The organism is Streptomyces flavofungini, assembly GCF_014650815.1.
Lineage (GTDB): Bacteria > Actinomycetota > Actinomycetes > Streptomycetales > Streptomycetaceae > Streptomyces > Streptomyces flavofungini.
This window is the reverse complement of sequence record NZ_BMVR01000006.1, coordinates 563,483-587,293: the sequence shown is the minus strand read 5'-3', so window position 1 is coordinate 587,293 and position 23,811 is coordinate 563,483. Positions and strand designations below refer to the sequence as shown.

Here is a 23,811-nt window from a genome sequence, read left to right as displayed (position 1 = left end):
GATGGCGGGCGGTGGGGTTTCACGGGGTGGTGGAGCGCCGGTTCCGAGAGGCGGACGAAAAGATTCCAGATGGCGGACGCGAGGAGGGCGCGGAAGGGGCGGGGAAAGAGCGCGTAAAGCCTTTCCAATACGAGACGGTCTCGTATCGAAATAGGTCTACGGTGAGGCTCATGACAACATCTGCCGTCCCCGACGCGCCTCGTATACCGGAGGCGGTCCACCGGCGCCGCTGGGCGATCCTCGGCGTCCTGATGCTCAGCCTGCTCATCGTCGTCCTGGACAACTCGATCCTGAACGTCGCCATCAAGACGATCTCGACGCCCGAGCCCACCGGCCTCGGCGCCACCCAGGGCGAGCTCGAATGGGCCATCAACTCCTACACGCTCGTCTTCGCCGGACTCCTCTTCACCGCGGGCCTGCTCGGCGACCGCCTCGGCCGCAAGAAGGTCCTGCTCGCCGGGCTCGCCGTCTTCGGCATCGGCTCCGCGCTCGCCGCCCAGTCCGGATCGCCCGCCGAACTCATCGGCTTCCGCGGCCTGATGGGGCTCGGCGCCGCCTTCGTGATGCCCGCGACCCTCGCCGTCCTCATGCACGTCTTCGAGCGCGAGGAGCAGCCCAAGGCCATCGGCATCTGGGCCGCGGGCGTCGGCCTCGCCGTCGCCATCGGGCCCATCACCGGCGGGGTGCTGCTCGACCACTTCTGGTGGGGCTCGGTCTTCCTCATCAACGTCCCCATCGTGATCGTCGCCATCGGCCTGATGATCGCGCTCGTCCCCGACTCCAAGGACCCGAAGCCCGGCCGCATCGACCTGGTCGGCGTCGTGCTCTCCGTCATCGGCCTGGTGCTGCTCGTCTACGGCATCATCAAGGGCGGCCAACTCGCCGACTTCACCGACCCCAAGGCCCTCTCCACCATCCTCGCGGGCCTGGCCGTGCTCATCGGCTTCGTCTGGTACGAGAAGCGCAGCGACCACCCGTCCATCGACATCTCGTACTTCAAGAACCGGGTCTTCTCCGCGGCCATCACCGCGATCGCGCTCGTCTTCTTCGCCCTCATGGGCGTCACGTTCTTCGCCGTCTTCTACACCCAGAGCGTGCGCGGGTACTCGCCGCTGGAGACCGGTCTGCTCATGCTGCCGCTCGCCGTCGCCCAGCTCGTCTTCGCGCCGCGCGCCCGGCTCGTCGTCGACCGCTTCGGGGTCCGGGCCGTGTGCGCGGGCGGGCTCGCGGTCATCACCCTCACGCTCGTCGCCTTCACCCTCCTCGACGCCGACACGCCCATCTGGGTCATGGAGGTCATCTTCTTCTTCATGGGCGCCGGCATGGCGCACATCATGACGCCCACCAGCGTCGTCATCATGCAGGCCCTGCCCCGCGAGAAGGCCGGTTCCGCGTCGGCCCTCAGCAACACCTTCCGGCAGGTGGGCGGGGCGCTCGGCATCGCCGTGCTCGGGTCCGTGCTCTCCGCGGCCTACCGGAGCGGTGTCGAGGACGAGCTCAAGGTGCTGCCGCCCGGGGCGCGGCACACCGCGGGGGAGTCCATCGAGGCGACGCTCGGCGCCGCCGGGCGGCTCGGGGGGCGGGGTGAGGCGCTCGTCGCCGCCGCCGACGACTCGTTCCTGCACGCGATGCACATCACCGCGCTCTGCGGCGCGGGGGTCGCCCTCGTGGGCGTGCTCATCGTCTCGCTGTACCTCCCCGGCAAGCCGCCGAAGGAAGCTGCCGCCTCCTCGGACACCCCGGCCCCGGACCGGGTGGGCGCCGACCACTGACCGTCCCGTCGCACGGCCACGGGGTGCCGCCGTCGTGACGGCGCCCCTGGTGCGGGCGGGACCTCGTGGCCGTGCGGGGACCAGGGAGAATGCGGGGGACGCAACCGCAGAGGAGTCGACATCGTGCAGCAGGGCCGGAGCGCCGAGGGCGAAGGCGACACCGCCGGGAGTGCCGCAGCCGAGGGCGCACCCGAGGGCACCGCCAAGGGCGCGGGTGCCCGGGGCCGTCCCCGGAGCGAGGCGGTGGAGCGGGCGATCATCGAGGGCGTCATCAAGCTCATCGAGGACGGCGTGCCCCTCGCGGAGCTGTCCATCGAGCGTGTCGCCCGCACCGCCGGAGTGGGCAAGGCCACCATCTACCGCCGCTGGAGCGGCAAGGAGGCCATGTTCGTGGACGTACTGCGCACCCTGGAGGAACCCCCCGCCGAGCTCCCCGGCACCTCCATGCGCGACGACCTGATCGTCCTCGTCGAACACATCCGCCGCCGCGGCCTGAACATGCGCTCGTCCGCGATCCTGCACAACGTCTTCGCGCAGATGAAGAGTCTGCCGAAACTGTGGGACGCCTATCACAAGACGGTCATCGACCCGCAGCGCCGCGTCTCGTTCGAGGTGCTGCGCCGCGGTGTGGAGACCGGCGAGCTCCGCGAGGACGTCGACATCGTGCTGGCCAACGAGCTGTTCGTCGGCCCCATGCTGGTACGCAGCGTGCTGCGCCCGGACGCGCCGCTGGACGAGGACCTGCCGACGCGCATCGTCGACCTGGTCCTCGAAGGGCTGCGGCCCGCGGAGTGAACCGTCGGCGGGAGCGACGGGAGCAGCCGGGGTGAACCGTCGGCGGGGCGCGTGTCGTTCGCCACCTCGGCGGCCCCGGCCGCTCCGCCCGCACCCCCCGGCCGCGTACGCCAGCCCCATGGACGATGTGCGCGTTTCGTCACAGAGGCCGTGCCACGCACGCACATCCGGAACCTCGCGGGCCGCCCCGCTCGTCCTCGTGCCCATACGGCCGTCCCCGGACGGCGGAGATGACACGCGATCATCGCCTAGGGTGCAGGGGCGGGGAGACGGTGTGCACGGCAGTCAGTGAGGCGACGAGAGTATGGCGCAGGCGTACAAGGCGGAGACGGACAGCGGCGGCTCGGTGCCCGAGCGCCGGGGTTCCGGACTGCGGCGCCTGGTCGGCGGATGGCGGGGCGACCCCGGCATCTGGCGGCGCGGGCTGATCACGGCGGGGATCGCGGTCCTCGTCGGACTCGTGATGCTGCTGCACGCGCAGATCCCCAACGGCGTGGGCAACCTCGGCAGTCTCACCGAGACGTTTCTGCCCTGGCTCGGGGTGTTCGTCCCGGTCCTGCTGGTCATCGCCGTCGTGCGCAAGTCCGCGACGGCCCTGATCGCGCTGATCCTGCCGGTGGCCGTGTGGTTCAGCGCCTTCGGCGGGCTCATCACCGACAAGTCCGGCAGCGGCGGCGACCTGACCGTCGCCACCCACAACGTGAACGCCGACAACCCCGACCCGTCCGGCACCGCCCGCGACGTCGCGGCCTCCGGCGCGGACATCGTCGCCCTGGAGGAACTCACCGCCGGCGCCGTCCCCACGTACGAGAAGGCGCTCGCCGGTACGTACAAGTACCACTCGGTGCAGGGCACCGTCGGCGTGTGGAGCAAGTACCCGCTGACCGGGACCAAGCCCGTCGACATCAAGCTCGGCTGGACGCGCGCCATGCGCACCACCGTCGACACCCCCAAGGGGCAGGTCGCCGTGTACGTGGCGCACCTGCCGTCGGTGCGGGTCAAGCTCGACGCGGGCTTCACGGCCGGGCAGCGCGACGACAGCGCCGACGCGCTCGGCAAGGCCATCTCGAACGAGGAGCTCGGCAAGGTCGTCCTGCTCGGCGATCTGAACGGCACCATGAACGACCGCGCGCTCAACGCCGTCACCTCCCAGCTGCGCTCCACGCAGGGCGCCGCGGGCGACGGCTTCGGCTTCAGCTGGCCCGCCTCGTTCCCGATGGCCCGCATCGACCAGATCCTGGTCAAGGGCGTCGAGCCGGTGTCCTCCTGGACGCTGCCGGAGACGGGCAGCGACCACCTGCCGGTGGCCGCGAGCGTCGACCTCTGACGGTCACCCGCCCTTAACCCCGCGGAACCCTCGGACCGGGAGTCTTTGTTTCGGCGGTAAACTTACAGATTCGGCTCTGTGCGTCTGCGCGTGTCTGCGTGTGTCCGTGTACGTCCGTGTACGTGTGCGTGCATCCGGTCCGTACGGGGCTGCCGGTACGGCTCTGTATGTCTCTCGCCTCGCGCCCCCGTCCCCTGGAAGGTACGTCCTCATGCCCCTGGCCCTGCTCGCCCTCGCCGTGGGCGCCTTCGGCATCGGCACCACCGAGTTCGTGATGATGGGGCTGCTGCCCAACGTCGCGGACGATCTGCACATATCCATCCCGACCGCCGGGCACCTCGTCTCCGCGTACGCCCTCGGCGTCGTCATCGGCGCCCCGCTGCTCGCCGCCGTCACCGCCAAGCTGCCCCGGCGGCGCGTCCTCATCGGCCTCATGGCGCTGTTCGTCGTCGGCAACGCGGTGTCCGCGGCCGCGCCCGACTACCACTGGCTGCTGGTGGCGCGCTTCGTGAGCGGGCTGCCGCACGGCGCGTTCTTCGGCGTCGGCGCCGTCGTCGCCACCGGGCTCGTCGGGCCCGAGCGCAAGGCGCGCTCCGTGTCCCTGATGTTCCTCGGACTCACCGTCGCCAACGTCGTCGGCGTGCCCATCGCCACCCTCATGGGACAGCAGCTCGGGTGGCGCGCCACCTTCCTCGCCGTCAGCGCCATCGGGCTCGCCGCCATCGCCGCGCTCGCGCTCCTCGTGCCCGCCGACCACGGGCACGGCGAGAACGCCGGACTCCGCGGTGAGCTGCGCGCCCTCGGGTCGATGCCCGTCTGGCTCGCCCTGGGCACCACTGTCGCGGGCTTCGGCGCCCTCTTCGCCGCCTACAGCTACGTCACCCCGATGCTCACCGACTCCGCCGGGTTCGCCGAGGCCAGCGTGACGCTGCTGCTCGCCCTCTTCGGCGTGGGCGCTACCGCCGGGAACCTGCTCGGCGGGCGGCTCGCCGACCACTCCCTGCGCGGGACGCTCTTCGGCGGGCTCGGCGCGCTCGTCCTCGTCCTCCTCCTCTTCCCCGTCCTCATGCGGGCCGAGTGGAGTGCGGCTGTCGCTGTGACGCTGCTCGGCATGGCCGCGTTCACGACGGGGTCGCCCCTGCAGCTGATGGTCATGGAGAAGGCCGCCGCCGCCCCCTCCCTCGCCTCCTCCGCCAACCAGGCCGCCTTCAACCTGGCGAATGCCGGTGGCGCTTGGATCGGTGGGCTCGCCCTGGCGGCGGGCTTCGGTGTGACGTCTCCGGCGGTGGCCGGGGCGGGGTTGGCCGTCCTCGGCCTGGGGGTCGCCGCGGTGGCCTACGCCGTCGACCGTGGCCGCGGGGGCGGGCCGGGGGCCCCGGGGCGTGTGGTGACCGAACACGTCCCCTCGGCCCCGGCCGACGCGACCCACCTCTGACCGGGGCGCAACTCCTGACCGGGGCGCACCCCTGACCGGGGCGCACCCCTGACCGGGGCGCACCCCTGACCGGGGCGCACCCCTGACCGGGGCTGGGCACCCGTCCGATGCCCGGGCGGTCCACCTCGCCCCCGATCGGCGTTCCGCCTCGTCCTCAAACGCCGGACGGGCTCTCCCCCACCCACCCGCCCTTCTCCGCCCTGCGGACGGGTGCCTGATGGGGTGGGTGTTCCGTGCGGCTGAGCCGCCTCGCCGCCGATCGCGGAGCGCCGATCGGGGGTTCCCCGTCCCGCCCGGAGGCGACGTCGGCCCCGGGGGCCGACGGCCCCTGGCGGGCCGCCGGTCAAGGCGATTCGCGCCAGTGGTTGGTGATCGGGAGGCGTCGGTCCTTGCCGAAGCCCTTGGTGGAGGTCTTGGTGCCGGGCGGATACTGCCGCCGCTTGTACTCGGCGGCGTCCACCATGCGCAGCGTCCGCGCGACAAGCGCCGAGTCGTACCCGGCGGCCACGATCTCATCGGCCCCTTGGTCCCGGTCGACGTACAGCTCGAGGATCCCGTCGAGCACGGGATAGTCGGGCAGCGAGTCGGTGTCCACCTGATCCGGCCGCAGCTCGGCGCTGGGCGGCTTGCTGATGGAGTTCTCGGGGATCGGCGCCGTCTCCCCCCGCGCCGCCGCCGCGTCGTTGCGCCACCGGGCCAGCCGGAAAACAGCCGTCTTGTACACGTCCTTGATGGGCCCGTAGGCCCCCACCGAGTCCCCGTACAGCGTCGAATACCCCACCGCCAGCTCCGACTTGTTGCCCGGCGCCAGCACGATGTGCCCCTCCTGGTTGGAGAGCGCCATGAGCATCGTCCCGCGCAGCCGCGACTGCAGGTTCTCCTCGGCCAGCCCGGTCAGGCCGAGCGACTCCATGTACGCGTCGAACATCGGCGCGATGGGCACGTTGCGCAGATTCAGCCCCGTCCGCCGAGCCAACTCCTCGGCGTCGCCCACGGAATGCTCGGACGAGTACCGCGACGGCATCGCCACCCCGTACACGTTCTCCGCCCCCAGCGCATCGCACGCGATCGCCGCCACCAGCGCGGAGTCGATCCCTCCGGAGAGCCCGATCAGCACGGACCGGAAGCCGTTCTTGGCCACGTACGCCCGCAGCCCCACCACCAGCGCCGAGTACATCTCCTCGGCGTCGTCCAGCCGGTCCGCGTACCCGCCCTCGAACTCCGCCTCGTACGCGGGCAGCGGCTCCTCGGACAGCGTCACGTGCTCGACGCGCAGCCCGTCGTCCACCACCCCCTCCGGCACCGGCCCCGCCGCCGGCAGTTCCAGGTCCAGGACCACGCACCCCTCCGTGAACTGCGGCGCCCGCGCGACGACTTCGCCGTCCTTGTCCACGACGATCGAGTCCCCGTCGAAGACCAGCTCGTCCTGGCCGCCCATCATCGCCAGGTACGCCGTCGTGCAGCCCGCCTCCTGTGCCCGCTTGCGCACCAGCTCCAGGCGCTGGTCGTCCTTGTTCCGCTCGTACGGCGACGCGTTGATCGACAGCAGCAGCCCCGCCCCCGCCGTGCGCGTCGCCGGGACGCGGCCGCCGTCCTGCCAGAGGTCCTCGCAGATCGCAAGCGCCACGTCGATCCCGTGCACGCGGACCACGGGCAGCGTCTCGCCCGGCACGAAGTACCGGAACTCGTCGAACACGCCGTAGTTGGGGAGATGATGCTTGGAGTACGTCAGCGCCACCCCGCCGCGGTGCAGCACCGCACCCGCGTTCCGGGGGGCTCCGGCGGGCTGGCCGTAGCGCGGCTTCGCCTCCTCCGTGCGGTCCAAGTAGCCGACCACCACGGGGAGTTCGCCCAGGCCCTCGTCCGCCAGACGGGTCGCCAGCGCGCGCAGTTCGCGGCGCGAGGCGTCCACGAACGACGCGCGCAGGGCCAGGTCCTCCACCGGGTAGCCCGTCAGCGCCATCTCGGGGAACGCGACCAGGTGCGCTCCCTGCTCGGCGGAGTGCCGGGTCCAGTGGACGATCGCCTCGGCGTTCTGTGAGAGATCGCCGACGGTCGAGTCGATCTGATTCAGGGCGAGGCGTAGTTGAGGCACGTCGCCCAGTCTAATCGTCAAAGCGACGCGATGCCCTCTGTGGATGGGTGTGGGGCGGGCCACGTGGGGCGTTGAGGGTGGGGTTGTCCGTGCGCCGGGGTGCCGGGTTGTGCCGGGTGTGGCGGGGCGTACGCCCCCCCCGGGGCGGAGGAGGGGGCGGGGCGGTGGCGGTGGCGGTGTGCGTTTGTTTCGCTCTGCCGGTCTGTGGCGCTTTCGCCGCCCATTGTTCGGTTGTGGGGCGGGGCCGTGCCGGTATGTCCGTGCTCGCGTGTGTGGCCTGGTGTGCGTTTCGTGTACGTACGTCGTGGTCATCCGAGCTGCGCGCGGACATACCGGCACGTCCCCTCCGGACGGTTTGGCGGCTGGCGGTCCGGTGGGGTTGAGCGTTCGGCTGACGGCTGACGGCTGACGGCCGGCGTCGATGGCCGATGGGGGTGTGGGTTTGGTCATCGGCCGGTGGGGGTGTGGGTTTGGTCGTCGGCCGGTGGGGGTGTGGGTTTGGTCGTCGGTCGGTGGGGGGTTGTGGTTGGCCACCGGCCGGTGGGTTGTGTGTTTGGGCACCGGCCGGTGGGGGTGCTGCGGGCTAGGTCGTTCGGTAGCCGAGGGTCGTCATCATTCCTGCTTCCGCGTGGTAGACGTTGTGGCAGTGGATCATCCACAGGCCGGGGTTGTCCGCGTCGAAGTCCACCGTCAGGGTGCCGTTGGGCAGTACGGCCGCCGTGTCCTTGCGGGGGCGTCCCGGGGCGCCTGCCAGGGCGAACGTGTGGCCGTGGACGTGGAGCGGGTGCCACATCATGGTGGCGTTGGTGAAGGCGATCCGGACCCGTTCGCCGGTGCGGACCGGGTGGCGGGTGGTGGGGGAGTAGGGCTTTCCGTCGAAGGCCCAGTCGTACTTCGCCATTCCGCCGGTCAGCCGGATCCTGATCGTGCGGTCCGGCTTGCGGGCCTTCAGGGCCACGGAGTCGTCGGCCGTGAGCCGGTCGGCCAGCAGCACGCGGCCCGTCAGCTCCTCGGGCCGCGCGGACGCGGGCGGTGGCGCGCCACCGCCCGTACGGAGCAGCGCCCGGGCCGTCGCCTTCTTGCCCTCGGCCACCGCCGTCAGGGGGAACACGCCGTCCTTGGCCGTGACCAGGACGTCGTACCGCTCACCCATGCCGATGAGCAGCGCGTCCGCCTTCTGGTGCCGGACCGGGAAGCCGTCCGTGTGCGTCACCGTCAGCTCGTGGCCCCCCAGCGCCACCCGGAAGGCCGTGTCGCCGCCCGCGTTGATCAGGCGGATGCGGATGCGGTCGCCCGGGCGGGCGCGGAACGTCGTGGGGGAGGCGGGGACGCGTCCGTTCATCACGTAGTGGGGGTACGCCACGTCGCCCGCGTCCGGGCCGAGGATGTCGCTCTTGGCGCCCATCATCATGCGGGAGGGGCCGGGTGGGTCGGTGGGCTTGGTGGGCGCCTTCGCGCGGGGGCGGGACATCGACATGTGAGTCATGTCGTGGCCGCCGCCGTCGCCTCCGTGGCCGCCGCCGTGGTCCATTCCTGCCCGTAGTTCGGTCAGGACCGTGTCCGGTGTGGAGCCGTCCACGCCGTCCACCCAGTCGTCCAGGACCACGACCCACTCCTCGTCGTACTCCAGGGGCTCCTTGGGGTCGTCGACGATCAGGGGTGCGTACAGCCCCCGGTCCTGCTGGGTGCCCGCGTGCGGGTGGAACCAGTACGTCCCCGGATGCGGGACCTTGAAGCGGTACGTGAAGTCGGCGCCGGGGCGGATCTCGCGCTGGGTGAGGGCGGGGACGCCGTCCATGTCGTTGCGCAGGGCCAGGCCGTGCCAGTGCAGCGTGGTGGGCTCGGGGAGGTGGTTGGCGAGGGTGAGGGCCAGGGTGTCGCCCGCGGTGACGCGGACCTCCTTGCCCGGCAGGTCCTCGCCGTAGGCCCAGGTGCGCACCCTGGGGCCGCCCAGGTCGAGGGTCGTCGGCGCGGCCGTGAGCCGCAGCTTGCGGACCCGGCCGCCGCCGGGGCGCTTCTGCTCCGCGGCCGCGACCTCCTGGCCGGTGGGCGTCACATAGCCCTTCGGGGACTTCGAGGACGGGGACGGACCGCCCTGGCCGCCGCCGGAGTGCCCGGAGTGGGAGCCGTCGCCGGAACAGGCCGTCACAAGTCCCGTGCCCGCGGCGGCGATCGCCGCGCCGAGCAGCGTCCGGCGTGTGGTGTCCGGGGCGTGTGTCGTACGCGATGAGTGCGGGGTGCGCGAGAGGGGTGTGCGCATGGTTGATGAACACCTCGTCTGTGTGGTGCGTGCAGAAGGGCGCGTCTGCTGCTTCTGGTACACCGCTCGCCGGTCGGAGGTTCCCGTTCCGTCTCCGGGGTGTGCGGGCAGCGCGAAACAGCCGGTGCGGCGGCCTATACGCGCAGCACGGAGAGGCGGGTGAGGAGCGTCCGGGGCGGGGGAGGGTTCGGGCGCAGGGCGTCGAGGAGGCGGGCGAGGCCGGGTGCGGGGACGGGGCTCCCCAGCGGGCGGTGGCGGACCGCCGCGTGCAGCAGGGCGAGGGTGAGGGCTGCGCCGAGGACCGCGAGGCAGACGGAGAGGGGGTCCATGCCGGAGCCGTGGCCATCGGTCGCGTCGCCCGCTTCCGGGCCGATGGATGTCGGGCCCGTGGCCGCGTGGCGCATGTCCGTCGGGCTCATGTCCGTCGGGCTCAGAGGTGTGGGGCTCAGGGGGCTCGGGCTCAGGGATGTCGGGCCCATGTCCATCCGGCTCATGTCCGTCGGGCCCATGGCTGACGCGTCCATGGCCGCTGGGCTGACGTCCGCCGGGCTCACGTCCGCCGGACTGGCGTCCTTCGCCTCGCGCGCGTGCGTCGCGCCGCTCCCCTCGCGCGCGTGCCCGCCGCCGTCCGCCACCCCCGTCTGCCCCGCCGCGCTCGCCCGTTCGGCGCTCGCCCCGTGCTCCCGGGGATGGCCCAGCGTATGCATCGCCACGATGCCGAAGAGCAGCGCGACGAGCAGGGCGAGATGGCTCGCGCGCGTCGTCGGGCTCTTCGGGGTCACGGCCCGGAGCCTACCCCTCCTAGGTATCGGGTGACATGCGGGCCCGGCACCCTCCGACGATCATGAGCCCATGACGACCACGGACGAACCTGGCCAAAACGGGGCGACGCCCGGGGTCGCGGACGCGGCGGAGGCGGCCGGACAGGAGGCGGGCGCCGACACCGGGACCAAGCGCCAGTTCATCTCCTGGCTGACCCTCGCCCTCATGACCACCGCGTCGGTGGCCAGCCTGCGGCCCTCCCCGTCGATGGCCCTCTACGGCCTCGCCGCGGTCTTCCTCTACCTGCTGCCCGCCGTCGTCTTCCTGCTGCCCACCGCGCTCGTCGGCGCCGAGCTCGCCTCCGGCTGGTCCGGGGGCATCTACCGGTGGGTGAGCGAGGCCCTGGGCAAGCCGCTCGGGTTCGTCGCGGTGTGGTGCCAGTTCGCGATGACCATCGCGTACTACCCGAGCCTGCTCGCGTACGTCGCGTCGACGTTCGCGTACGTCGTGCACCCGAGCCTCGCCGAGGACGGCCTCTACGTAGCCATCGTCATCGTCGTCATCTACTGGACGGGGGTGTGGGTGACCTCGCGCGGGACGAAGACCGTCGCGGGCCTGTCCTCGCTCGGCCTGGTGATCGGCACGCTGGTGCCGGGTGTCGTGCTCGTCGCGCTCGGCATCGTCTTCCTGGGAGAGGGCAACGCGTCCGAGGCGCCCATGACCGCCGACCACTGGCTACCGCCATGGACCGGCCTGGCCAGCCTGGTCCTCATCGTCAACAACTTCCTGTCGTACGCGGGCATGGAGATGAACGGTGTGCACGTCTCCTCGCTGCGCCACCCGCGCGCCGAGTACCCGCGTTCGGTCTTCCTGGCCACCGGCCTGGTCCTCCTGATCTTCATCCTTCCGGCCCTCGCCATCAGCTGGGTCATGCCGGCCTCCGAACTCAGCCTCACGGCCGGGCTGATGCAGGCCTTCCAGGCGTTCTTCGACCACTTCCACGTCGGCTGGCTGACGAAGGTCGTCGGCATCATGCTGGTGCTCGCGGCACTCGGCGGGATGCTGACGTGGCTGGCCGGACCGGCCAAGGGCCTGGTGACGCTGGCCCGGCAGGAGGGGTATCTGCCGCCGTTCCTGCAGAAGTTCAACCGGCACGGCGTACCGCTCAACATCATGGTCGCGCAGGGCGTCGTGACCACCCTCATCGGCGTGCTCTACGCGTTCAGCGACGACGTGTCCAGCGCGTACTGGATGTTCTCCGTCATCACCGTGCAGATCTATCTCATCGCCTACCTGCTGATGTTCGTGGCCGTGGTGCGGCTGCGCGCCACCCAGCCGCACGTGCGGCGCGGCTTCGTCGTGCCCGCCGTGACGGTGGTCGCCGGGGTCGGCTTCGTCGCCTCGGCCTGTGCGCTCGGCATCGGCTTCGTACCGCCCGACCAGTTCGGGAACGCGCCCCTGTGGCGCTATCTGCTCATCGTCGGCGGCGGGCTCCTCGCGCTCGGCGTCGTCGCGCCCGCCGCCTTCCTCAAGTACCGCAGACCGGAGTGGATTCACCCTGACCACCAGCGCAAGAACACCACGGACTAGCCTTTGTCCCGCTATGTCACCCGAGCCCGCCGCCGGAGCGGCCCGCAGCGCCGTCCGCACGGCCGTCGCCGCCCTCCTCGCGCTCGGCGCCGCCGCCTACACCACCTGGGTCCTCGAAGCCTTCCTGCCGACCGGCCTGTCGCCGCTGCGGTCGTACGTGAGTGAACTCGCCGCGACCGACCAGCCGTACGGGACGTTCTTCCGGTCGCTGGACTTCGGAGCGGGGGTGCTGGTGTGTGCGGGGGCGGTCCTCGCCCTGCTGCGCGGCGCCCGGCCCGCCGGGCTCACGCGCGGCCTCGCCCTCCTCACCACCCTCGGGTGGGTCGGCGTCGCGGTCTTCGGCGCGGCCACCGCCGCCGACTCGCGGCTCCCGCTGAGCTGCGCGCCCACCGCCGACGCGGCCTGCGCGGCCCGGGAGCGGGCCGGGCTCGTGCCCGCCGCCCACTCCGCGCACGCGGTCAGCAGCAGCGTCGCCGTGGCGGGGGCGCTGGTGGGGATGGTGCTGCTCACCGTGGTCGTACGCAAGGCCGGGGCGCGGGCCGGTGTCCGCGCGGGCGGCCTCCTCGCTCTCCTCCTCGGCGTCGAACTGGCCGCCACCGTGTGGACGCTGGCCGCCGTCGCCGCGTTCGACGCCGGTCACGGAACCTGGGGGCTCGGGGTCGCGCAGCGCCTCCAGTTGCTCACGATCGCGGTGTGGCTGGTGGGGGTGGCGTGGCTGGTACGGGGCTGGGGTGCGGCCGGGTCCCGGCGTCGGCCACGGGGCGGGTGACCGTGGGGTCCTTCGTACGGATCGACGGCGTGCCGCATCATGTGGACGTGGTGGGCGACGGGCCCGTGTGCCTGCTCAGCGCGGGGCTCGGGCTCGCCTGGCGCGAGTGGGACCCCGTCGTCGCGCTCCTCGCCCGCACCCGCACCGTCGTCCGCTTCGACCGGCCCGGGCTCGGGCTCAGCGGGCCCCCGCGCGGTGCGCCCACGCTGGCGGGGGAGGCGGAGCGGATCGGGCTCGTGCTGGACGCGGTGGGGTTCGGCGGGGCGGCGGTGACCGTCGTCGGGCATTCGCTCGCCGGGTTCCACGTGGAGGCGTTCGCGCGGCTCCGTCCTGGGCGGACGGCCGGGGTGGTGCTGGTCGACTCCAGCGTGGCGGAGTCCGCGCGGGGCGTTTCCGGGCGGGGCGTACGGGTGGCTGCCGCCCGGGTCGGCGGGGCGCTCTTGGCCGCGGTGGGGGTGCCGCGGGCTGTGGGGCCGCCGGCGCGGTGGCTGGCGGGGCGCCCGGCCCCACGGGAGCTGCGCTCGCTCTACGGCGCGAGCCGGGTGTGGCGTGCGGGGCTCATGGAGTACGCGACGTACACCGAGGTGGCGTACGAACTCGCGGTGCTGCGACGCCGGACGCCGCTGCCGACCGCGGCCCCGGTGACGGTCCTCGCGGCGTCGGCCTCCCGCACGCCCGGCTCCGACCCCTGGCTGGCCCGCCAACGCACCTTGGCCACGAAGCTCGGGGCGGCCTACTGCGCCTTGGCCCCGGCGGGCCACCTCCTGATGCGGGCCCGCCCCCGCGAGGTGGCCGAGGCGATCCTCGCAACGGGCGAGGCCTGACGACGGCGTCGGCGGTGCCCACGGCAGGGAGGGCGAACCGCTGTCGGCAAGGCGCCCTCGGCCCGGGCTGTGCCCACCCTCCCCCTGCCCCGGCGGGCCCGCGCCTCAGACGCGCCCCGGGGACACGGCAAGGCGGCGGACGCTGTCGCGCACCACGATGTGCGTACCCAGCACATGCCGCTCGGGCCCGGACCGCGGCGGCGCCCCCGCCAGCGCGAGGCGGACGGCGGTGCGGCCCATTTCCTCGGCGGGGATGTGGACCGTGGTGAGCCCGGGTGTGACGTCCGCGGCGACGGGATCGTCGTTGTAGCCGACGACGGAGACGTCCCCGGGGACGGAGAGCCCGTACTCGCGCAGGGCGACCATCGTGGCCGCGGCCACCCGGTCGTCCCCGGCGAACACGGCGGTGAACTCCGGCTTCCCGTCGGCGGCCCGCAGCAGATCCCGGATGGCCTCGTACCCGTGGTGCGGCCCGAACCCGACCCCGTGGACGATGGCGTCGGCCCGCGGCACCCCGTGGTCGTCGAGGGCCCGCAGATACCCGTGCACCCGGTCCTCCCCGGTGGTGTTGCCGGGCTGGTAGCCGATGAGGGCGATCCGCCGGTGCCCCGCGCCGAGCAGATGGCTGGTCACGGCGTACGCGCCCGCCTCGTTGTCGTACTCGACGACGAGGGCGGGCACATCGGGCGCGGGCGCGGGCCGCCCGCACAGCACGAGCCGGGAGCCCGCGGCGGCGAGGACCTGGGCGTACCGGGCCATCCGCTGCCGGTACTCGTTGTCCTCGATGACCCCGCCGACGAGGACGACGGCCTCGGCGGCCTGCTCCCGCATCATCTGCACCAGGGCCAGCTCCCGCGCCGGATCGCTGCCGGTGGAGGCGACGAGGGTGAGCCGCCCGTGCCGGGCGGCCTCCATCTCGACGCCCTGCGCGACGTGCGCGTAGAAGGGGCTCAGCACGTCGTAGGTGAGCACGGCGATGGTCTTGCGCCCGGCGCCCGCCAACGCGCGCGCGTGCGCGTTGACGACGTAGTCCAGCTCCTTCACGGCCCGCTGTACCTTGGCCCGCGAGGTCGCGGACGTCGGGTAGTTGCCCGCGAGGACCCGCGAGACGGTCGCCACGGAGACCCCCGCGCGTGCGGCGACTTCGCGGATGGTGACCCGTTCCCCCACTGTGTGCCTCTCCTCAACTCGCCCGGTGCCGCCCGCCCTTGGGCGGCGGACGGCCCGCGCGTGACGTACGGACAGCGCGTCCCGGACGGACGTACGGCCCGCCCGGGACCATCATCGCGCCCCGCGGCCGCCTCAGTGCGCCGCCTCGTACTCCTCCGCGAACTCCTCGGCGCACTTGTCGCCGCCCTGCGACCGCCACTTGCGATGGACGTCGTCCCAGGAGGACAGGCTCTTGCGGCCGGACACGACGGCCGTGACGCCGTCCTCGACGATCTGCTGGAGGGACGCGCCGACCCGGTTGAAGGTCGCCGACTGCAGCCCCCAGCGGTCGTTGGGCACGAGCAGCGGCACGATCTTCTTCTCCCAGGCGTGCAGCCGCTCGGTGAGGGCGGCCTGCCCGGGGAAGTACAGCGGCTGCGGGGCGTCCATCAGGTACGGGAACGGCAGGTTCGTGCGGGACTCGACGAGGCCGCGCTCCGTGGCGATGGGGTCGCCCGCCTTGTCGAAGCGGAAGTGGGTGCCCTCCACTCCGTAGTGCGTGAGTTGGTACTCCTTGGAGCCGAACGGCGAGGCCAGCCAGTCCAGGACGCGCAGCATGAGCCGGATGCGCTCCTTGGATGCCTTCTTGATGACGGTGTAGCCGAAACAGCCGCGGTTCTGCTGGTAGACGGGCGTCGCGCCGGGCACCGCGTAGGGCACGGCGGCGTCCAGGGTGTACGCGCCCTTGATGCCCTGCGCGTTGGCGAGCACCGCGCCCCAGCCGTCCGTCATGGAGCGGACGGTGCCGTTGTAGAACTGCGTCTTGAGGTCGACCTGGGAGATCGAGGTGGCGTCGGAGTTGTACGCGCCGTCGGCCCGCAGCCGGGCCATGAACTCCAGGGCGGCCTTGAACTCGTCGGTGCCGTACATGGGCGTGATCCTGCCGTCCTTGATCCGCCACTCGTTGGGCGCCCCGTGCCACATGGCGTGGTACAGGTAGCTGTAGTAGCTGACCGTGGACGTGCCGAGGGCGTGCTTGCCGCCGCCGGAGCCCTCCTTGGCCATCGCCTGGAAGTCCGCCGCCGACATGCCCGGCCGGTAGCCCGCCTCGTCGAAGGCCTCCCGGTTGATGAACATCGCGCCCTGCACCTTGGCCCGTTCGACCGGCAGGCCGTAGATGCGGCCCCCGATGCGGCCCATGCCCTCCCAGGCGTACGTGGGGATGCCCGCGAGGTTCGGGTAGTCCTTGACCGCCTCGCCGGACAGGTACTCCGACAGGTCGGCGCAGCGCGCCTTCACGAACTGCGCCTCGCGCGGCAGGACGTACCCGCCGCCGATGTTGATGAGGTCCGGCAGGTCCCCGCTGTCGCCCGCCATCAGCGTCGCCATCTTCGAGCGGAAGTCCGCGTCCGGCACGACCGTGAACTCGACCTCGACGCCGAGGGCCTCGTTCATCGCCTGCCAGTACTTGTTGGACCCGGCGGGCTTCGGCGGCGTGCCGTACGTGATGGACAGGACGCGGATCTTCTCCTTGCCGGTGCCCGCCCTGCCGTCCGTCGCCGTCACCAGGCGCTGCGGATACGACGTGAAGCCCGCCTGCACGCCCGCGGAGCTGGGCGCGAGATCGGGCGCCGGGCCCCGCGTCGGCGTGAAGGTGGGCCAAGGGGCCATCTTCTTGCCGGCGTTGGACACGTCACCGCCGCCGCCCGAGCCGGTGGAGCAGCCGGTGAGGACGGCGGGGGCGGCGAGGGCGGCGCCGCCGGCGGCGATCGAGCGCAGCAGGGTGCGGCGCCCCATCGGGAAACGGGAGGAACCCTGGGAACCTGACACGGGGTCAACCTTTCGGCGGGTACGGGGACATGACTCAGCTCTTGATGGCGCCGGTGAGCACGCCCTTGGTGAAGTACTTCTGCAGGAAGGGGTAGACGAGCAGGATCGGCACGGTCGCGATCACGAGGACGGCCATCTGCGTCGTCTGCGGCGCGGAGACCTGGCCCGCCTCGCTGAGGCCGGTGTCGGCGATCTGGGAGCCGCCGATGACGTACGTACGCAGGACCTGGGACAGCGGCCAGTGGCCGGACTCCAGGTAGATCGAGGCATGGAACCAGGCGTTCCAGTAGCTCACCGCGTAGAACAGCGAGACCACCGCGAGCGCCGCCTTCGACAGCGGCAGGACGACCCGCCACAGGATCTGCCAGTCGTTCGCGCCGTCCAGGCGCGCCGCCTCGTACAGCTCCTCGGGGATCCCCTGGAAGAAGCCCCGCAGGACGATCAGATTGAAGACGTTGATGAGTACGGGGGCGATCAGAGCCGTGTACGTGTCCATCAGGCCCATGCCTTTGACCAGCAGGAACGCCGGGATCATGCCGGGCGGGAAGAGGAAGGTGAACAGGATCAGGAGCAGCACCGGCTTGCCGCCGAAGACGCCGGGGCGGGCGAGGGCGTAGGCGAGGAAGGTGGTGCACGCGAGCGAGAAGAGAGTGCCCGCGGCCGTCAGGGCGACGCTCACGCCGAGCGCCTTGGTGACGATGCCGCCGCTGATGACGGTCCGGTAGGCGCGCAGCGTCGGCTCGGTCGGCCACAGCACCCAGCCGCCGTTGTCGACGACCTCCCGGTTGGACGCCAGTGACGTCGAGACGATCACCAGGAACGGGATCAGGACGAGCGCGAGGACGATGATGACCGCCACGCCCTTGGCGGCCTTGGTGAGCGGCCGGGGCCGCTCCATCCAGGCGGGGCGGACGGGGCTCTGGCTGCTCACTTGTAGACCCCCTGCTCGCCGAGCCGGTGCGCGACCCGGTTGGCCGTGAAGACGAGCGCCGCGCCGACGACGCCCTTGAAGAGTCCGGCGGCGGCCGCGTAGCCGGTGTCGCCGCCGACGATGCCCTGCCAGAAGACGAAGGTGTCCAGGACCTCACCGGCCTCCGGGCCCACCGACTGCCGTTGCAGCAGCATCTGTTCGAAGCCGACGGACAGGATGTCGCCGAGCCGCATGATCAGGAGCAGGATCACGATGGGCCGGATGCTGGGCAGCGTGACGTGCCAGAAGCGCCGCCAGGGCCCGGCCCCGTCGATCGCGGCGGCCTCGTAGAGCTGCTCGTTCACCTGCATCAGCGCGGCCAGGAAGATGATCGTCCCCCAGCCCGCGTCCTTCCAGATGACTTCGAGGACGACGAGCGGCTTGTACGCGTCCGGGTTGCCGATGATGTCGACGGTGTGCAGGCCCGCGTCGCTCAGCGTCGCGTTCAACAGGCCGGTGTCGCCGAGCACTTGCTGGAACAGGGCCACCACCACGACCCACGACAGGAAGTGCGGCAGATAGATCACGGACTGCGTGAAGCGGCGCAGGAGGTCCGAGCTCAGGCTGTGCAGCAGGAGCGCGAGGGCCAGCGGCGCGGGGAAGAAGAAGACGAGCTGGAGCACCGCGATGAACAGCGTGTTCCACGTCGCGTGCCAGAAGTCCGGGTCGCCGAACATCCGGCTGAAGTTCTCGGTGCCGACCCAGGGGCTCGCCCACAGGCCGTCGAAGGGCACGTACTCCTTGAACGCCACGGCGTTCGCGATGAACGCGCCGTAGTGGAAGACCAGGAAGTACACGAGGCCCGGCACCATGAGCAGCACCAGGACCCGGGTGCGATGAAACCGTTTCCACCTCTCACCGCGCCTGCTTTTGCTGGCAATTGCCCCATTGGTGGGCTCCGTTGGCGGTGTCACCGCCTCGATTTCGGCCCGGTCCTTCGTCACCGCTGACACGGAACCCCCAGTCTTGAACGCTGCTGTCGGGACAAGGTGCCGGGAATCTAAAGCGGTTACTGTCCTCGGTCAACCCCCTTCGCAGTGACTCCCCTTGTGCTGCCTGCCTGCCCTTGACCTCCGTCGCCGCAGGGGCCTAGCCTCCTGGCCCTGATCAGTAACCGTTTTCTACGAGAGGTGGCGACGCGTGCCCGATCAGCTGGAGCAGCCGCGGGAAGCCGCGGAGCCCGCGGGGGCCCTGGAGGCCGGGGAGGCCGGGGAGGCCGCGGGGCCCGGGGAGCCGGAGCCGCGCAGGCCGGTGGCCGCCCTCGCCATGGGGGCCGACGTCGTGGACCGCGTCCTCGCCCCCGGGCTGCGCCAACGCCTCGCCCGCAGCGTCGAGTTGGCGCCCGGCGCGCTCACCGGCGGGCTCACCGGCGCCGACGCCCGCGCCGTGCTCGCCCGGGCCGAAGTCCTCGTCACCGGCTGGGACTGCCCCCGCCTGACCGCCGACGTACTCGCCCACGCACCCCGCCTCCGCGCCGTCGTGCACGCCGCCGGATCCGTGAAACCCGTCGTCACCGACGCCCTGTGGGACCGCGGCATCCTCGTCTCCTCCGCGGCCGACGCCAACGCGGGCCCCGTCGTCGCCTACACCCTCGCCGCCATCACCTTCGCCACGAAGGGCGCGCTGCCCGCCGCCGCCCGCTACGCCGAGCGCTGGCCGCCCTTCACCGAACGCACCGGCGCCGACGCCCGCACCATCGGCGTCATCGGCGCCTCGCGCATCGGCCGCCGCGTCATCGCCGCCCTCAACGCCTCCGACGCCGGACACCGCGTCCTGCTCACCGACCCCTACGTCACCCCCGCCGAGGCCCGCACCCTCGGCGTCGACCTCGTCGGCCTGCCCGAACTCTGCCGGGCCAGCAGCGTCGTCACCCTGCACGCGCCCCAACTCCCCGAAACCCGGGGCCTGCTGAGCGCCGACATGCTCGATCTGATCCCCGACGGCGGCGTCGTCGTCAACACCGCGCGCGGCTCCCTCCTCGACACCGACGCCCTCACCCGCGCCTGCGCCGCCGGCCGCCTCGACGCCTTCCTCGACGTCACCGACCCCGAGCCGCTGCCGCCCGGCCACCCCCTCCTCGCCCTCCCCAACGTCCTGGTCACCCCGCACATCGCGGGGGCGCAGGGCAGTGAGGTGCGGCGCCTCGGGGAGTACGCGGTGGCGGAGGTGGAGCGCTACGTGCGGGGGGACGTGCTGCTCGGGCGGCTGCGGAGGGAGGACCTCGGGCGGCTCGCTTGAGGCCGCGCCCACATGGGCGGGCGACTGTCAGACCCCCGTGGTGGACTGAATCCCATGACTCATCCCATGACACAGAAGCTGACCGTGCGCCTCGTCGGCCGTGATCTGCCCGGGGCCGAGTGCGGGGACTATCGGGACGTGCACGTGGGTGTGCAGCGCGGTGCGGAGCCCGACCAGTTGGTTCGGGCCGACGCGGCTGAGGCGGTCTTTGAGTTCGAGGTGGCCGTGGTCGCCGGGCCGGACGGCAGCCGCGACTTCAAGGGGCCCTTCGTCCAGGGCAAGCGGGGTGAGCGCTTCTTCTACCTCACCTGGGGCGAGCTGCCTCCCGGCGGTCAGTTCGCGATGTTCCGCCGGGCGAAGCTGTGGTTCGGCGATCTGCCGGAGGCGGGGGTGGGGGCGGGGGCGGTCGTGGGGGAGGTCGGGCTCACGGACCGGGCGGGGATGCCGTTGTGCGCGGGGGTGCGGCCGCCGGGGGTGGTGTGGGGGTAGGGCCGGTGCGGCAAGGTTTCAGCCCGTCGTGGGGGTCCCCATCCCGCCCGTTCCCGGCTGCGTCGAGGTGCGGCTCCGCCGCGTGGGCGCACCCCCTACGGCTTCGCGCCCCGCGCCTTCAGCAGGTCCGCCATCAGCTTGACCTCGGACTCCTGGGACTCCACCATCCCTTGTGCGAGCCGCCGCTCGACAGGAACGTCGCACCGCTCGACACACCCCTGAGCCATGTGGATCCCACCCTTGTGGTGGGCGGTCATCAGCTTCAGGTAGAAGATCTCGGCCTGCTTGCCGTTCAGCTCACCGAGCCGCTTCATCTGGGCGTTGGTGGCCATGCCGGGCATGAGGGAGCCGTCGCCCGCGGAGGGGACGCCGGTCATGTCCATCCACTCCATGGGCTCGCCGGGCGGCACCTTGGGCAGGTCCCACAGGTCGAGCCAGCCGAGCATCATGCCGCGCTGGTTGGCCTGGGTCTGCGCGATGTCGTAGGCGAGGCGGCGGATTTCCTTGTTCCCGGTGCGGTCCCGGATGACGTAGGACATCTCGACGGCCTGCTGGTGGTGCACGGCCATGTCCCGGGCGAAGCCCGCGTCGGCGGAGGAGGTCGACGGGGCGTCGCCGGAACCGTCGGCGTCGGAGGAGCCGGAGGAATCCGAGGCGACGGCGGCGGTGATGCCGCCCGCGGCGAGCACCGCTCCGGCGACGGCGCCGATCAGCCAGTCCCTGCGCTTCATCACGTCATCACTGCCCCAGGCCGTTGGTGCAGGCGGCACCGGGCTCGGGGGTCTGCTTGCCCTGGACGTAGGTGGAGAAGAAGGTGTTGACCTTCGAGTCGTCCGCGCCCTTCACGACCCGCTGGTGCCCCCAGGCGGACAGCAGGATCGGGTCCTTCTGCTTCTTCACGGGGCTCATCAGGGAGTACGGGGTCTTCTTGACCTTGGCTTCGAGCTTCTTCAAGTCGGCGGGCTTCGCCTCGTCGTTGTACGTCACCCACACCGCGCCGTGCTCCAGGGAGTGCACGGCGTTCTCGTTGGGGAGTTCCTTGGTGTAGACGTCGCCGTTGCAGTTCATCCACACCTGGTTGTGGTTGCCGCCCACCGGCGGGGTCACCGGGTAGTTCACCTTGCCGCCGACGTGGGTGCGGCCCAGCTTCTTGGCGTCCCAGACCCGCTCGCCGTCGGAGGTCGTGGTGAACTTGGCCACCGCCTTGGCGTCGCCCGCCTTGCCGGACTCCTCGTCGCCGTCGTCGGCCTGCGAGATGAGGAAGTAGCCGCCGACGCCGAGCGCGGCGACGATGACCGTGCTCAAGGCGATGGTGAGCACGCTGTTGCGGCGCTCGCGGGCGCGTTCGGCGCGCCGCATCTCCTCTATCCGGGCCTTGCGCTCGGCGCTGCTCGTCTTCTTGGCGGAACCCATGGTGTGTCCTTCTGCGGAAAGCGACGGAATCGGAATGGGTTGAACAGTGGAACCGGGGCGGTGCGGTGCGGTGCGAGTGCGTTGATCGTAGCCTTCGCTCCGGCGGGGGGAAGGGCCGCTCCCGCAAATACCGGACACGCGGATCCCGTTCCCGCCACCTGGCCCCGGGCCGGGGTGACCTCTGTTTGAACCGTGGATGCCGATTACCTACGCTCGCTGGCATGCGGCTCCTGCACTCCACCGACCTCGCGCTGCGCGTCCTCATGCGGCTCGCCGTCGCGGACGGCACGGTCGGTACGGCGGCCACGGCCGGTACGGGCCCCGCCGCGCCGACGACCCGTGAGGTCGCCGCCGACATGGCCGTCCCCTACACCCATGCCGCCAAGGTCGTCGCCTCGCTGCGCCGGCTCGGTCTGGTGGCGGCCCGCCGTGGCAGGGGCGGCGGGCTCTCGATCACGGAGCCGGGACGCCGGGCCTCCGTCGGCGCCGTCGTACGGCACTTCGAGGGCGACGGCGATGTGGTGGAGTGCGAGGGCGCGACCCCGTGCCCGCTGAACTCCGGCTGCCGCCTGCGCGGCGCCCTGCGCCTGGCCCAGGAGGCCTTCTACGCCGCCCTCGACCCCGTGACCGTCGAGGACATCGTCGCCTCGCCGACGGGACCGCTGCTGCTGGGGCTCGCGAGCCACAGGTCGGGCCCGAACACCTCGTAGTGGATGTCGGCGGGCGCGACCCCCTTGGCGATGAGCTGAGCGCGTACCGCCCGCATGAACGGCACCGGACCGCACAGGTACGCCCGCGTGCCCGGCGCCACCGCGACCGCCGCCAGGTCGACCCGCCCCGTCCGCCCCGCAGGATGCCCCGCGGCAGGGTGCTCGTACCAGAAGTGGGCGGCGGCGTCGGGGAGTTCACCCGCGCACGCGAGGTGGTCGGCGCGCAGGGCGTGGTCGGCGGGGGAGCGGTCGCCGTGGACGATCGTGACCGGGGCGCGGTGCCCCGCCGCGACCAGGTGGCGGAGCATCGCGATCATGGGGGTGACGCCGATCCCGGCGGAGGCGAGGAGCAGCGGCGCGTCGCCCGCCCCCGCCGCGACCGCCCGGGGCCCCGCCGGGCCTGTCGTCCGGTCGTCCAGGACGAGGTCCCCGTAGGCCGCGGAGAGGTCCAGACGGCTTCCCTCGCGGACGTGGGCGTGCAACTGGGTGGAGACCTCGCCCTCGGGGGCGTGCGCGTCGCCCCCGTCCCCCGGCCCGTCGGACCCCCGCACCCGCTTCACACTGATCTGCCACATCCCCGTACCCGGCGCTCCCGACAGGCTGTACTGCCGTATCTGCCGGGCCCCGTCCGGCAGTCGGACCTGGACGGAGACGTACTGTCCCGGGCGGAACGCCGGTGCCGGGGTGCCGTCGGCGGGGCGCAGGCGGAACGTGGCGACGTCCGGTGTCTCCTCGACGCGCTCCACCACCTCCCACGGGCGCCGGGCCCCGGCGCCCGTCGCGATGCCCCGCTCGGCGTAAAGGCGCGCCTCGATCGCGATCAGGGCGTTCGCCAGCAGCCAGTACACCTCGTCCCAGGCGGCCGCGACCGCGGGCGTGGCCGCGTCGCCCAGTACCTCGGCGATGGCGGCGAAGAGGTGCTCGCGCACGGTCTCGTACTGCGCGGGCGCGATCCCGAGCGAGGCGTGCTTGTGGGCGATGCGGGCCAGCATCGCGTCCGGCCTCTCGTCGGGGTGGTCCACGAGGTGTCCGGCGAAGGCGGCGACGGCCCCGGCGAGGGCCTGCCGCTGGGTGCCGGCGGCCTGGTTGCCGCGGTTGAAGAGGTCCCGGAGGAGGTCGGGGCGGGCCGCGAACAGGCGGTCGTAGAAACGCGCGGTGATGTCCTCGATGGCCGCGCCGACGACGGGCAGGGTCGCGCGGACGGTGGCGGCGGACTGTTCGGACAGCAAGGTGCCTCCTCTCCGGGGCCGGGGCCGGCCCTCCTTTAACTTGCATCTGAGATACCACTTTAAAGCAGTGGGCCGACGCCGCTGTCACCGCACTCGGAGGACCGGGCACTATGGGCAAGGAGCAGCCGCAACGCGCACGAAACCGTGTGGTGGG

General features: G+C 72.2%; 20 protein-coding genes. 10 read left to right on the top strand and 10 right to left on the bottom strand.

All coding sequences use genetic code 11. The annotated features are described in order from the left end of the window. The first annotated feature begins 170 nt into the window (after positions 1-170). The 4 genes from IE274_RS19070 (at position 171) to IE274_RS19055 (ending at position 5,329) form a co-directional block, all read left to right on the top strand. On the top strand, positions 171-1,772 hold the full coding sequence (locus IE274_RS19070) for an MFS transporter (protein WP_190116979.1): 1,602 nt from the start codon (positions 171-173) through the stop codon (positions 1,770-1,772). Between the two features lie 123 nt (positions 1,773-1,895). After that, positions 1,896-2,567, top strand: a complete 672-nt coding sequence (locus IE274_RS19065; RefSeq protein ID WP_229909637.1) for a TetR/AcrR family transcriptional regulator — start codon at positions 1,896-1,898, stop codon at positions 2,565-2,567. Positions 2,568-2,871: 304 nt separating this feature from the next. Continuing rightward, positions 2,872-3,894, top strand: a complete 1,023-nt coding sequence (locus IE274_RS19060; protein ID WP_190116978.1) for an endonuclease/exonuclease/phosphatase family protein — start codon at positions 2,872-2,874, stop codon at positions 3,892-3,894. A 211-nt stretch (positions 3,895-4,105) separates the two neighbouring features. Beyond that, positions 4,106-5,329, top strand: a complete 1,224-nt coding sequence (locus IE274_RS19055; RefSeq protein ID WP_190116977.1) for an MFS transporter — start codon at positions 4,106-4,108, stop codon at positions 5,327-5,329. A gap of 343 nt (positions 5,330-5,672) precedes the next feature. On the opposite strand, the gene IE274_RS19050 is transcribed toward IE274_RS19055, so the two are convergent. The 3 genes from IE274_RS19050 to IE274_RS40240 form a co-directional block, all read right to left on the bottom strand. Then, the gene (locus tag IE274_RS19050) at positions 5,673-7,424 is read right to left on the bottom strand and encodes an NAD+ synthase (RefSeq protein ID WP_190116976.1); all 1,752 of its coding nucleotides are present in this window, start codon (positions 7,422-7,424) and stop codon (positions 5,673-5,675) included. Between the two features lie 583 nt (positions 7,425-8,007). Further along, entirely contained in the window at positions 8,008-9,684 is a 1,677-nt protein-coding gene (locus IE274_RS19045; RefSeq protein WP_190116975.1) for a multicopper oxidase family protein, read from the bottom strand. 134 nt (positions 9,685-9,818) lie between these two features. Next, a complete protein-coding gene (locus tag IE274_RS40240) occupies positions 9,819-10,466 on the bottom strand; it encodes a hypothetical protein (RefSeq protein ID WP_190116974.1) in 648 nt (215 codons plus the stop codon). 70 nt (positions 10,467-10,536) lie between these two features. On the opposite strand from IE274_RS40240, the gene gadC reads away from it, so the two are divergent. The 3 genes from gadC to IE274_RS19025 are packed head-to-tail and all read left to right on the top strand — an operon-like array spanning position 10,537 to position 13,629. Continuing rightward, complete coding sequence (gene gadC, locus IE274_RS19035; protein WP_190116973.1) at positions 10,537-12,036, top strand: glutamate/gamma-aminobutyrate antiporter GadC; 1,500 nt, start codon at positions 10,537-10,539, stop codon at positions 12,034-12,036. A 13-nt stretch (positions 12,037-12,049) separates the two neighbouring features. Further along, on the top strand, positions 12,050-12,805 hold the full coding sequence (locus IE274_RS19030; protein ID WP_190116972.1) for a DUF998 domain-containing protein: 756 nt from the start codon (positions 12,050-12,052) through the stop codon (positions 12,803-12,805). 2 nt (positions 12,806-12,807) lie between these two features. Continuing rightward, positions 12,808-13,629 carry an alpha/beta hydrolase gene (locus IE274_RS19025; RefSeq protein ID WP_229909636.1) on the top strand — a complete coding sequence of 274 codons (822 nt, stop codon included), beginning with the start codon at positions 12,808-12,810 and terminating at the stop codon, positions 13,627-13,629. Positions 13,630-13,734: 105 nt separating this feature from the next. Here the strand turns inward: IE274_RS19025 and IE274_RS19020 are convergent, their stop codons facing one another. The 4 genes from IE274_RS19020 to IE274_RS19005 all read right to left on the bottom strand — a co-directional run bounded on the left by IE274_RS19020 (position 13,735) and on the right by IE274_RS19005 (position 18,390). Next, positions 13,735-14,799: a LacI family DNA-binding transcriptional regulator gene (locus tag IE274_RS19020; protein WP_190116970.1), complete on the bottom strand. Its 1,065-nt coding sequence runs from the start codon at positions 14,797-14,799 to the stop codon at positions 13,735-13,737. A 132-nt stretch (positions 14,800-14,931) separates the two neighbouring features. Further along, the gene (locus tag IE274_RS19015) at positions 14,932-16,608 is read right to left on the bottom strand and encodes an extracellular solute-binding protein (RefSeq protein ID WP_307822181.1); all 1,677 of its coding nucleotides are present in this window, start codon (positions 16,606-16,608) and stop codon (positions 14,932-14,934) included. 34 nt (positions 16,609-16,642) lie between these two features. Next, positions 16,643-17,506 carry a carbohydrate ABC transporter permease gene (locus IE274_RS19010; RefSeq protein WP_190117073.1) on the bottom strand — a complete coding sequence of 288 codons (864 nt, stop codon included), beginning with the start codon at positions 17,504-17,506 and terminating at the stop codon, positions 16,643-16,645. Between the two features lie 29 nt (positions 17,507-17,535). Then, entirely contained in the window at positions 17,536-18,390 is an 855-nt protein-coding gene (locus IE274_RS19005; RefSeq protein ID WP_190117072.1) for an ABC transporter permease, read from the bottom strand. Between the two features lie 454 nt (positions 18,391-18,844). On the opposite strand from IE274_RS19005, the gene IE274_RS19000 reads away from it, so the two are divergent. Both IE274_RS19000 and IE274_RS18995 read left to right on the top strand, forming a co-directional pair. Beyond that, the gene (locus tag IE274_RS19000; protein WP_190117071.1) at positions 18,845-19,816 is read left to right on the top strand and encodes a hydroxyacid dehydrogenase; all 972 of its coding nucleotides are present in this window, start codon (positions 18,845-18,847) and stop codon (positions 19,814-19,816) included. 66 nt (positions 19,817-19,882) lie between these two features. After that, positions 19,883-20,305, top strand: coding sequence for a DUF5990 family protein (locus tag IE274_RS18995; protein WP_229909635.1), 423 nt, complete (start codon positions 19,883-19,885; stop codon positions 20,303-20,305). 95 nt (positions 20,306-20,400) lie between these two features. Here IE274_RS18995 and IE274_RS18990 read toward each other — a convergent pair whose 3' ends face one another. Together IE274_RS18990 and IE274_RS18985 are read right to left on the bottom strand one after the other, a co-directional pair. After that, positions 20,401-21,036 carry a DUF305 domain-containing protein gene (locus IE274_RS18990; protein ID WP_190116969.1) on the bottom strand — a complete coding sequence of 212 codons (636 nt, stop codon included), beginning with the start codon at positions 21,034-21,036 and terminating at the stop codon, positions 20,401-20,403. 7 nt (positions 21,037-21,043) lie between these two features. Then, complete coding sequence (locus tag IE274_RS18985) at positions 21,044-21,718, bottom strand: thioredoxin-like domain-containing protein (RefSeq protein ID WP_190116968.1); 675 nt, start codon at positions 21,716-21,718, stop codon at positions 21,044-21,046. A 221-nt stretch (positions 21,719-21,939) separates the two neighbouring features. On the opposite strand from IE274_RS18985, the gene IE274_RS18980 reads away from it, so the two are divergent. Beyond that, positions 21,940-22,428, top strand: coding sequence for an RrF2 family transcriptional regulator (locus tag IE274_RS18980; protein ID WP_190116967.1), 489 nt, complete (start codon positions 21,940-21,942; stop codon positions 22,426-22,428). On the opposite strand, the gene IE274_RS18975 is transcribed toward IE274_RS18980, so the two are convergent. Continuing rightward, positions 22,323-23,657 carry a globin domain-containing protein gene (locus tag IE274_RS18975; protein ID WP_190116966.1) on the bottom strand — a complete coding sequence of 445 codons (1,335 nt, stop codon included), beginning with the start codon at positions 23,655-23,657 and terminating at the stop codon, positions 22,323-22,325. The genes IE274_RS18980 and IE274_RS18975 overlap by 106 nt on opposite strands. Positions 23,658-23,811 lie beyond the last annotated feature (154 nt).